Origin of the sequence: Sphingobium sp. ba1 (assembly GCF_000743655.1) — a bacterium.
Lineage (GTDB): Bacteria > Pseudomonadota > Alphaproteobacteria > Sphingomonadales > Sphingomonadaceae > Sphingobium.
The window spans coordinates 2,587,129-2,597,856 of record NZ_JPPQ01000069.1 but is presented as its reverse complement, the minus strand read 5'-3'; the positions used below and the strand labels follow the sequence as shown (position 1 = coordinate 2,597,856).

Annotated in this window: 7 protein-coding genes; 3 read left to right on the top strand and 4 right to left on the bottom strand. The window is 62.1% G+C overall.

The window, feature by feature from the left end; all coding sequences use genetic code 11:
- The first annotated feature begins 78 nt into the window (after nt 1–78).
- Nucleotides 79–1,620: a carboxylesterase/lipase family protein gene (locus IL54_RS15770; RefSeq protein ID WP_037476822.1), complete on the top strand. Its 1,542-nt coding sequence runs from the start codon at nt 79–81 to the stop codon at nt 1,618–1,620.
- Nucleotides 1,621–1,658: 38 nt separating this feature from the next.
- Here IL54_RS15770 and IL54_RS15765 read toward each other — a convergent pair whose 3' ends face one another.
- Nucleotides 1,659–2,066 carry a cupin domain-containing protein gene (locus IL54_RS15765; RefSeq protein WP_037476821.1) on the bottom strand — a complete coding sequence of 136 codons (408 nt, stop codon included), beginning with the start codon at nt 2,064–2,066 and terminating at the stop codon, nt 1,659–1,661.
- Nucleotides 2,063–3,493, bottom strand: coding sequence for a pectate lyase family protein (locus IL54_RS15760; protein ID WP_237236138.1), 1,431 nt, complete (start codon nt 3,491–3,493; stop codon nt 2,063–2,065). The genes IL54_RS15765 and IL54_RS15760 overlap by 4 nt, the downstream gene beginning before the upstream one ends.
- Before the next feature lie 443 nt (nt 3,494–3,936).
- Here IL54_RS15760 and IL54_RS15755 point away from each other — a divergent pair, with 443 nt between their 5' ends.
- Both IL54_RS15755 and IL54_RS15750 read left to right on the top strand, forming a co-directional pair.
- Nucleotides 3,937–6,780, top strand: a complete 2,844-nt coding sequence (locus IL54_RS15755; protein WP_052027725.1) for a TonB-dependent receptor — start codon at nt 3,937–3,939, stop codon at nt 6,778–6,780.
- Nucleotides 6,781–6,838: 58 nt separating this feature from the next.
- Nucleotides 6,839–8,425: a family 43 glycosylhydrolase gene (locus tag IL54_RS15750; RefSeq protein ID WP_037476819.1), complete on the top strand. Its 1,587-nt coding sequence runs from the start codon at nt 6,839–6,841 to the stop codon at nt 8,423–8,425.
- Here IL54_RS15750 and IL54_RS15745 read toward each other — a convergent pair whose 3' ends face one another.
- Together IL54_RS15745 and IL54_RS23145 are read right to left on the bottom strand one after the other, a co-directional pair.
- Complete coding sequence (locus tag IL54_RS15745) at nt 8,426–10,033, bottom strand: AMP-binding protein (protein WP_037476818.1); 1,608 nt, start codon at nt 10,031–10,033, stop codon at nt 8,426–8,428.
- A gap of 70 nt (nt 10,034–10,103) precedes the next feature.
- Nucleotides 10,104–10,728 (bottom strand): substrate-binding domain-containing protein (locus IL54_RS23145; RefSeq protein ID WP_076605584.1); only part of this gene is annotated, 625 nt, incomplete at its 5' end.

Here is a 10,728-nt window from a genome sequence, read left to right as displayed (position 1 = left end):
GCCCTTCGACAGGCTCAGGGCGAACGGACGATCGAACAGAGGAGGGATAACCCTCCCAACCCACATCATGGAGGATGGATGCCCGATATCGACAGGCGTGCTTTCGTGGGCTCAGCCCTGATCCTGGGTACGAGTCCGGCCGTGGCCGCGCAACGCGACCCGGTTGTTTCGACGCGACAAGGGCACATCCGGGGTTTGCGCGAAGGCGGGCTGCAGGTGTTTCGCGGCATTCGCTATGGTCAAGATACGCGGTCGCGGCGCTTTCGCGCGCCAGTCGCGCCACAGGCTTGGTCCGGTGTCATCGACGCTGTGCGGTTTGGGCCATCCTGTCCACAGCGGGCCAAGCAGGAGGCGACCAGCGAAGATTGCCTGTTCCTCAATATCTGGACGCCGGGGCTGGAGCGACAAGCGAAGCGTCCGGTGATGCTGTATATCCATGGCGGCGCCTATGCCAATGGCAGCGTCGTCGATACGCTGAATGACGGGCGGCATCTGGCAGCGGCTGGCGATGTGGTCGTGGTCACGGTCAATCATCGGCTCAATGCGTTGGGCTATCTCTATCTTGCCCGGTTGGATTCGAGGTTTGCCGATAGTGGCAATGTGGGGCAGTTGGACCTGATGCTGGCGCTACGCTGGATAAGGGACAATATCGCGGCATTTGGTGGCAATCCCGCCAATGTGACTGTGTTCGGCCAGTCCGGCGGCGGGGCTAAGATCGCGACGATGATGGCAATGTCAGCCGCCAAAGGCCTGTTCCACCGGGCGATCACGATGAGCGGGCAGCAGGTGACGGCGAGCGGCCCGATCAATGCGTCGCGACGGACGATGGCTTATTTGGATCATTTGGGGGTAAAGCCGGATGCGCTCGAACCCTTGCTGATCATGCCGGTCGAGCGGCTGATCGAAGGGTTGGCGGCTACTGATCCGATATTGGGCGGCGGCGTCTATATGGGGCCAGTGCTGGATATGCGCTGGCTGAAGCGGCATCCCTTCTGGCCCGACGCCGCGCCGCAGGGCAATGCGATCCCGATGATGCTCGGCAATACATTGGACGAGACGCGGGCCTTTATCGATCCTGATGGGCCTTTGGTCGAGGGGCTGGATTGGAGCAATCTGGCGGACCGGATGGCTGGCGAATTGCGGATCGATCTGTTGCCCGAATGGATCGTGGATCAGTATCGCGCACGCTTTCCTGATTGGTCGGCCGAACGGATCTTCTATGCCGCGACCACGGCGGGCCGTAGCTGGCCGGGGCAAGTCATCGAAGCGGAGGCGCGGGCGCGGGCGGATGCGCCGACCTGGGTCTATCAGGTGGATTTCCAATCGCCGACGCAGCCCCGGCGGGGGGCGCCGCACACGATGGATATTGCGCTGGCCTTTGGGACGCTGGAGGCGCCGGGATCTCTTACCGGCACGGGTGCGGGCGCGCGGGCCGCTAGTGAAGCGATGATGGCGCGCTTCGTGGCATTCGCGCGGACGGGACGGGCCGATTGGCTGCAATATCGGCTCGACCGGCGCGCGACGATGATATTCGATCGGGTGAGCCGCGTGGAGGATGATCCGCGCGGTTGGGAGCGCGAATTATTTGCGCGCGCACCCTATATCCAGCCGGGAATGTGAGCCTCGATACATATGCTCAGCATATTTCGTTGGCAGGCCTATCTCGCTTTACCGTCGGCATGGGGCTTGACCGGATAGCTGATGATCAGGGCCAAAGGCTCTTCTCCCGTCTGCCGAATGCCGACGACCGCGCCGTCGTAGAGATAGGCGGCCATGCCGGGTGTCAGGGTGTGGGTCTTGCCGTCCGACGTCACTTCGCCGGTACCGTACAGGACATAATAGACTTCATCATGGGCTATCGGGTGAAGGCCGATGGCTGCCCCGACATGGAGGATGCGCTTGCGGAACTCCATGGTGCGAGGCTGGGGGACGATGTCGCTGATCCGATAGGCCGTGCTGGCCCCAATCGCGCCATGGGGCGGAGGTTCTTCGACACGCACGCTTTGTTCATCGACAACGACCATGGGCGGCGCTGCAGCAAGGAGCAGGGGGAGAAGAGGGGTCATCGGCGACTGGCCGATGCGTCGCCCTGGCGCATCATTTTGTCGCGATCCGAGAGATGTTCCGCGACGTCCTCGGTCTGGCCAGGATACCGCCCCGACTTCGGTTCCATCGTGTCGAGATTCCAGTCGGCTTCTACAAATGGCGCGCGGGTTTGCGCCATTTTGGGGTAGCCGCCGACTTCGCGTTCATCGTCGATGATGGTCCCGCGACCTTCCGCGACGAAGAAGAGGACACGCAAATCGTCGGCATCGCGATCCCAAGGACGGGCACCGGCCTGATCCAGCACATGGGTTTCGACGTCGCGCACGGGCAGAACCTGGGTGCCGGGCCACCAGATCGGCGGGGTTGCGACTTCGTTCAGCTTGGCGCGGGTTTCGCCGTAGCGGCCGAACATGGGAAGAGCGACGCCGAAGCGATCGACGGCGAGGTTATCCTTGCCATGATAGTCCAGGTCGCCATCGCCGCCCAATGTCAGAAAGGGCAGGCGTGGAGCGGTTGATACGCCCCCGCGCAGGACATTGCCGACCGCGGCGATCTTGCCCGTCTGATAGGGGTGATCGCCCCATTCGAGCGCCATGAGGTTGTAATGAACCGCCCGCTCACCCGGATTATAGAGAATATTGTTCACCATCGCGACCTGGCCACCGCCCTTCACTAGCGGGTTGCGCTCGACATTATGGGCATAAAGGTTCCGATAGATCAGTATCTGGCTGGCATTGTCGTGAATCAGCGTCCCTTTGCTATGTTCGCCCTTGGGGTGGCTGGCGTCGGCAAGGCCTTCGGCCGCGATATTATAGGAAAATGTGATCGCGTGGCTGGTTCCCTTGCGCCAGTCTTCGGGCGTGTTGCCGGTAAAGCGAGGGCCGGAAGCGGACATATTTTCGTCGATCGCCCAGGTGAAGCTGCAATGGTCGATCACGACATGATGCGCCGCAACGGTGGAAAGAGAGTCGGCTTCCCAACCGCTTAATTTGGGTTGCCCATCCACACCGGTACGGATGCGAATGTGGCGGACGACGACATCATGGGTCGCGATGTCGATACCTGTCTTGATGAGGGTGATGCCCGGCGAAGGGGCGGTTTGACCGGCGATGGTGACGAAGGGCTCGGTGATCTTGAGCGTTTGGCGGCCCATGTCGATGATGCCGCCCACTTCGAACACGATGATTCGCGGGCCTTTGGCTTCCAATGCCGCCTTGAAACTGCCAGGGCCGTCAGCGGCCAAGGTGGTGACGCGCAAGATGCGGCCGCCACGTCCCCCCGGCGTTGTCGCAGCCCATCCTACCGCGCCCGGAAAGGCGGTGGCGGACTGGCTTGCGGGGGCGGTTTGTGGGCCGGGTTGGGCGCTGGCGGACTGGCTTGCCATGAGTTGGGCCAGGGCCAGGGCCAACAACATCCATTGGGGGCGGGGCCGGTTGAGTGTCGGCATGGTTATCAGTCTCCTCTCATCTCTGGTGTGCCACCGCCGGGCGGCATGATCAACCGTCGTTTGACACCGGTGTCTGAAAAAAGATGGCTTGTTGAGCGGTAGGGGCGATGGATGCCCCTGGCCGGTGGTGCCTAGCAACCAGACGCGCCGAATTTGGCAAGTATTGGACGCATAGACCTTTCGCGTAGACCGAAGCTTAATGAGGAGCGGGGGATAAAAGGCATTGGTGACGACATAAATTGCCACAGGATATTGACAGGCGGAAACACGACGCGCATTTATGACACCGGTTTCCAATGACGCCAACGGATCAGCAAAAGCTGGCGGCGCATGGGTGGGAGAGGATAGCGGCCCCGTCGCGCCTGCTCTCGCCCCCGACGAATCAGGGCCGTCCCGCCACCCGCGGATGACGGCCGCAACAGGGAAGGAGCGACAAGGTGACGATGCTAAAGGGCGACAATCAAAGCCGGAACAGGCGCGGAGCGCGTTTGTGGCTGGCGGGATCTTCCATCGCGGCCATGATGTTGGCGATGCCGGGCGGCGCGCTGGCACAAGATGGCGCGCCACAAACGGCGGCGGACGAAGAAGTGGCGGACATCGTCGTCACCGGCTTTCGCGAATCCCTGGGCGCGGCGATCAACCTGAAACGTCAGTCGGTCGGTTCGGTGGATGCGATCGTGGCGGAAGATATCGCCAAATTCCCGGACCAGAATCTAGCGGAATCGCTCCAGCGCATTCCCGGTATTTCGATCCAGCGTGACGGTGGCGAAGGCCGCGCCATCACCGTGCGCGGGTTGGGCGCGCAGTTCACCCGTGTCCGCGTGAACGGGATGGAAACCGTGGCGACATCGACCGATGGAGCCAGTGCCAACCGAGACCGTGCCTTCGATTTCAACGTGTTCGCGTCCGAACTTTTCAGCTCGCTGGTCGTCCACAAGACCGCCGAGGCATCGCTCGACGAGGGTTCGCTCGGCGCGGTAGTCGATTTGAACACCGGCAATCCGCTGGCGGGCAAGGATGGCTTCACCTTCGTCGGATCGGCGACGGCCTCCTATAATGACCTGTCGAAGAAATGGGGGCCGCGTCTGGCGGGCCTGATGTCTTGGAAATCGCCGGACGGTCGGTGGGGCGTGGCGCTGTCAGCCGCTTATTCCAAGCTCGACACGCTTCAGATGGGTAATAATACGGTGCGCTGGTCGCAAGCCCGGTTCGACAGTGTCGACGGCACGCCATGCTTCACGCAACCCAATAGCGGCGGCACCTATCTGCCCAGCGCCGGTTGCGATGAAGCCGCGCTCGCTTTCCATCCACGTATCCCCCGCTATGGCGAAATCGCGCAGGAACGTGAGCGTCTGGGTATTACCGGTTCGATCCAGTGGGCACCGTCCGATGCGACCAAAGTGTCGATCGACGGTCTGTTCTCCCGCTTCCGTGAAACCCGCGAAGAGAAGTGGGGCGAAGTGCTGCTTCGGTCGAACGAGCGATCGATCGACGTCGTGAACCCGGTCTATGACAGCAATAATAACCTGGTGTCGGCGACGCTGAACGACGCCTGGGTGCGGACTGAACATTATCTGCGCAAATCCCAGACGAAATTCTACCAGTTGGGTGCGACCTGGGACCAGGATGTCAGCGATAGCTTCCGCTTCACGCTGCTGGGCGGCTTCTCCAAGTCGGATGCCTCGATCCCGGTCGAGACGACTTTGGTGTTCGACGATCGCGATGCGCAGGGCTATAGCTATGACTATAGCAATATGAAGCGCCCCGTGCTGACGTTTGGAACCAGCGTGACCGATCCGGCCAATTTCCAATTGTCGGAAATTCGTGATCGCCCATCTTCGACGGTCAACAAATTCCGTACCGCGCAACTGCGGACCGAATGGGATGTGACGGAGGGCTTCACGGTCAAGGCGGGCGCAGTCTATCGCCGCTTCTCGTTCGATACCGAAAGCTTCACGCGCGATACGGTCGTCTGCGGCAATGGTGGTGTCGATCGGGTTCTGGGCACTCTGAATTGCTCGCCATCATCGGCATTTGGCCCGTCCGCCGTCTATGGTTTTCCGGTTACCGCCGCGCTGGCGGAAATGTTCAATCTCAAGGGCGCGAACGCACCGGCGGGTACCACGACGCAATGGCTGGTTCCCAATCTGGCAGCGGGGACCGACTTTACGAACCTTTATGGGCGCACCCCCACTATCGATGCCGGCAATACCCGCAGCGTGGTGGAAGAAACCAAGGGCGGCTATATCCAGTTCGACGCCAAGGGCGAGATTTTCGGACTGGAATATGCGGCCAATGCGGGCATCCGCTATGTCCGGACCAACCAGAGTTCGGTCGGCCTGAACAATGCGGTTCCGGTGGAGGTCTCGCGGTCCTATGAGGATTGGCTGCCCGCGATGAACATCGCCTTCTTCCCTCATCGGGATTTCGTGGTGCGCGCATCGGTGGCCGACGTGATGACGCGGCCTTCGCTGGGCAATCTGACGCCGGGCGGATCGGTCGATGGGTTCAACTATCGAGTCAGCTTCGGCAATCCCAACCTCAGTCCGTTCCGGGCGACGGCCTATGATCTCGCGCTGGAATGGTATTTCGCGCCGCAGTCGATCGCGTCCGTCGCCATATTCAAGAAGGATGTTCAGAGCTTCCCGATCGGCCAGACGATCAACGGCACTTTCGCCTCGACGGGTCTTCCCCTGTCCGTCATCCCGCCAAGCTCGCCAGCAGCAGGGCAGCCTGAGCGGGACGAAGGCTGGGCGATCAACACGATCGTCAACGGCACCGGTGCGAGCCTGAAGGGTATCGAATTGTCGGTGCAGGCACCCTTTACCTTCCTGCCCGGTTTCCTGTCCCGTTTCGGCGGCATCGCCAATGCGACCTTCGTGGACTCCAGCGCAGACTATAGGGTGGCGGGGCCAGCCGTGGTGCCGGGCGGTGGGACGGTGTCCTCGGTTCGCAATGCCACCCTGTTCGGCCTGTCGAAGCGGGCGTTCAACGGCACCATCTATTATGAAGATGCCAAGTTCAGCGCGCGCGTCTCGGCCAGCTATCGCAGCGGCTATATCGACCAAAATAGCGGCACGGGTAACGTGTTCGAAGGCTATAACAGCACGATCAACGTCGATGCGTCGATGCGCTACAAGCTGACCGACTGGATCGAATTGTCGCTGGAAGACATCAACCTGACCGACGATTATCGCGATCGCTACACCGACCTCGACGCCAATCGCAATTATGAGCAGTTGCATTATGGGCGCACCATCCAGTTGGGGGCGCGCTTCAAGATGTAAGGCTCATGACCGGGTCGCCTCTGCACGGGCGGCCCGGTTTTTTTGGTTGGGAAAGACTATGGCGATCAGTCGGCGCGACGCGATGACGGGTGTATTGGCGGGAAGCACGCTGGCGTTTGGGCGCGTGGAGGCTGCCACAGCACCCATGGCCGCGACGGACTGGAAACGGGGTTTCGACAATCAGCGTATCGCCGATTTGGGCGACGGGCGCTTCCTCAATCCGCTGATTTCGGGCGACCGCCCTGATCCGGCCATCCTCAAAGATGGCGCGGATTATTACATGACCTTCTCCACATTCGACAGCTATCCCGGCGTTACGATCTGGCATAGCCGCGACCTGATCAACTGGCAGCCGCGCGGAGCGGCATTGCACAAGAATATCGGGTCGGTATGGGCGGTCAGCCTGGGAAAGCATGGCGGGCGCTATTTCCTCTACATTCCGGTGAAGGCGGCCCCCAACAGCATCTTCGTGATCCATGCCGACACGATCGACGGGCCATGGAGCGACCCCATTGACCTCAAACTGCATGACCATATCGACCCCTGCCATGTGGTTGGCGAGGATGGCAGCCGCTGGCTGTTCCTGTCGGGCGGCGACCGGATAAGATTGAGCGATGACGGACTGTCCACGGTCGGCACGGTCGAGCATGTCTATGATCCCTGGCGCTACCCCGACACGTGGGATGTGGAAGGATTTTCACCGGAAGGGCCGAAGATCCATCGCCATGGCGGGTGGTTTTACATGCTGACCGCGGTGGGCGGGACAGCGGGGCCGCCGACCGGGCATATGGTGATCGCAGCGCGATCCCGCTCCATTCATGGTCCCTGGGAGCAGCATCCGGGCAATCCGCTGGTCCGGACCGAAAGCCTGGCCGAACGCTGGTGGTCGCGCGGCCATGCCAGCCTAGTGGAAGCGCCCGATAAAAGCTGGTGGGCGGTCTATCATGGCTATGAAAATGGTCTTTGGACATTGGGTCGGCAAACGCTGCTCGATCCGGTCGAATGGACGGCGGATGGCTGGTTCCGCATGACCGGCGGCGATTTGTCGCAGCCCATTGCCAAGCCGCGCGGTGGCCCAGCACTGCCGCACGGCATGGCGCTGTCGGATGATTTCGCGACGCTGAACCTCGGCGCGAAGTGGAATTTCTTCAAGCCGACGCCCGACGAAGCAGACAGGGCACGGGTGGAAGACAACATATTGTTCTTGAAGGGGCGGGGGACCGCGCCAGCCAATTCATCGCCGCTGCTGCTGATTGCGGGTGACCCGGCCTATGAATTTCAGTGCGATATCGAGATCGCGCCGGGCGGGACAGCGGGGCTGCTGCTTTTCTATGACGACAGGCTCTATTGCGGGCTGGGGTTTGACGAGAACCGCTTCGTCACCCACCAATATGGCATGGAACGGGGCCGCCCCGCCAATCCCCACGGCCGCAAGCTGACGATGAAGGTGACCAACCGTCACCATATCGTTTCCTATCATCTGAGCGGTGATGGCGGGCGGACATGGCGCCGCTTCGACCGGGGCATGGAAGTGTCGGGCTATCATCATAATGTGCGCGGCGGGTTCCTGATGCTCCGACCGGGCTTGTTTGCGGCTGGTCCGGGGGAGGCGCGGTTCCGCAATTTCCGGTTTCAAGCGCTTTGATCAGGCGGTCGTCAGGCTCGTGCGGATCGCGGCCTTGAGTATCTTGCCGGCGTCATTCTTGGGCAAAGCATCGACCCACAAGACACTTTCGGGATATTTGAAGCGGGCAACGCCTTGGCTGGCGAGAAAGTCAGCCAAAGAGGCTATGTCGGGTTTTGCGCCGTTGCGCGGGACGATGACGGCAACCGCCTTTTCCCCTGTGCGCGAATCGGGAATGCCGACGATCACAATTTCGGCGATGTCGGGATGGGCGATCAACAGATCCTCAATCTCCTTCGGCGCGATATTCTCGCCATTGCGAATGATGATATCCTTGATCCGCCCAGTGACGACCAGATGGTCGCCTTCGATCCATGCACCCTGGTCGCCGGTGCGATAATAGCCGTCGGCGTCGAAGCTGGTTTCCTCATCCTCCCGGTGGAGATAGCCGACCATCATCTGCGGTCCGCGCGCACGGATTTCACCATCGGGCGCGATGCGGATGGTGGCGATGCCGGGGCGGCCATCGGTATCGGCGGCATGATCGCGATCGGCCGGGTCGATCACGCCGACAGTGGTGACGGGCAATTCGGTGGAGCCATAGACGCGGCTGACGATCGCCTTGTCGAAATAGGTGGCAGCGTCGCGGATCAGGCTGGGCGGAACCGATGCGCCGCCGCAGATGAAGAGTTTAAGGTCGGGCAGGCGCGTCCCGGCTGCGCGCGCCGAGGCCAGCAGATGCTGTAGAAATGGCGTGGCACCCGCCATATGGGTGCAGCGCTGGGCGCTCATGATGGCGACGGCTTCATCTGGGTTCCAATGTTCCATCAGGATCGCGGTCGCCCCCAACAGCAGCGGCGTTTCGAAGGCGTAGATCGATCCGCCAATATGGCTGATGGGGGACGGCACCAGAAAGCGGTCGCCCCGTTCGACCAGCCAATGGCGGCCGATTTGGCGGATCAGCGCGTTGATGCTGTTATGGCTGTGGAGAACGCCCTTTGGCCGTCCGGTGGTGCCGCTGGTATACATGACCATGCGAACATCGTCGGGATCGACGGTTGGGAGCGGCGCGTCGGCGACTTCTGCCAGCAGGTCGGCAAAGGCGATGTGCGGGCCTGCCTCGCCGCGCAAGACGACGACGGCGGGCGGGCTGTCCAGCGCCGGGGTGACGCGCGCGAGCATGGCGGCATAGTCATGCCCGCGAAAGCTGGCGGGGATGAAGATCATCGCACTGTTCAGGTCGGCGAGGATGAAGCGCAGATCATGGTCGCGCAGCGAGGGCAGGATAGGGTTGGCGACCATGCCTGCCAGTGTCGCGCCCATGTAGATGATCGCGGCTTCGTGCCAGTTGGGTAGCATGAAGGAGATGGCGCTGCCCGGTGCGAAGCGGGCGAGCATGGCTTGTGCCAGACGGGAGGCCTGCGCGTGGAGGGCGGCGGCGGTCAGGCTGGTGACGCAGTCGATCAGCAGGATGCGGTCGGGCGTTTCGCGCGCGGCCCGCACCAGCGCATCGGCGGCGGTATCCGCCTGCCACCAGCCATCCTTATAGGCCTGCGCCGCGAAGGTGTCATCACGGCGGACGGACCAACCGGTAGGCGTCGTGCGCCGGAGCGAAGCTATGTCGGACATGACGCAGAAATGCGGGAGTTGTACGGCACGGGCAAGCCGCGCAGCAATCCAGCGCTCTGGCGATGGACGGTCAGAGCAACGCCCGGTAGCGCGCGAGCAGATCGTCGATGAAAGCAATGACGGCGCGGGTGTGGGGGGATTTTTGATGTTCGGGGCGCAGGACCAGCCAGTAGCTGCGCGTGATTTCGACCTCGTCGGGTAGGATGCGGACCAGGCCGGGCTCGCTGTCGGCCGAAAAACGATGGAGCAGGCCAAGGCCGACGCCTGACGCCACCGCCTTTTGCTGGGCGACGATCGAGCTGGAGCGGAATACGGGGCGGGCTTCGCCCGCGACTTCGGACAAATAGCGCAGGCCACGCATGTCGATCATCTGGTCGATATAGGCCACGAAAGGCTGCGCGGCGACATCCTGCGCGCTGCGGATCGGCGGATGACGGGCGAGATAGTCGGCGGATGCATAGAGGCCGAGTTGATAGTCGCACAGTTTGCGCACGACCAACTTACCGCGCGGCGGGCGATCGACGGTGATGGCGATGTCGGCTTCACGGTTGGCGAGGCTGACGGCGCGGGATTCGGGCATCAATTCCAGCAGCAGGTCAGGGTAGCGATCGTGAAAATCGGCGATGTTGGGAGCAATGATATAGGTGCCGAAGGCTTCGGGCGTGGCGAGGCGAACTTCGCCTGCGATGGCTTCG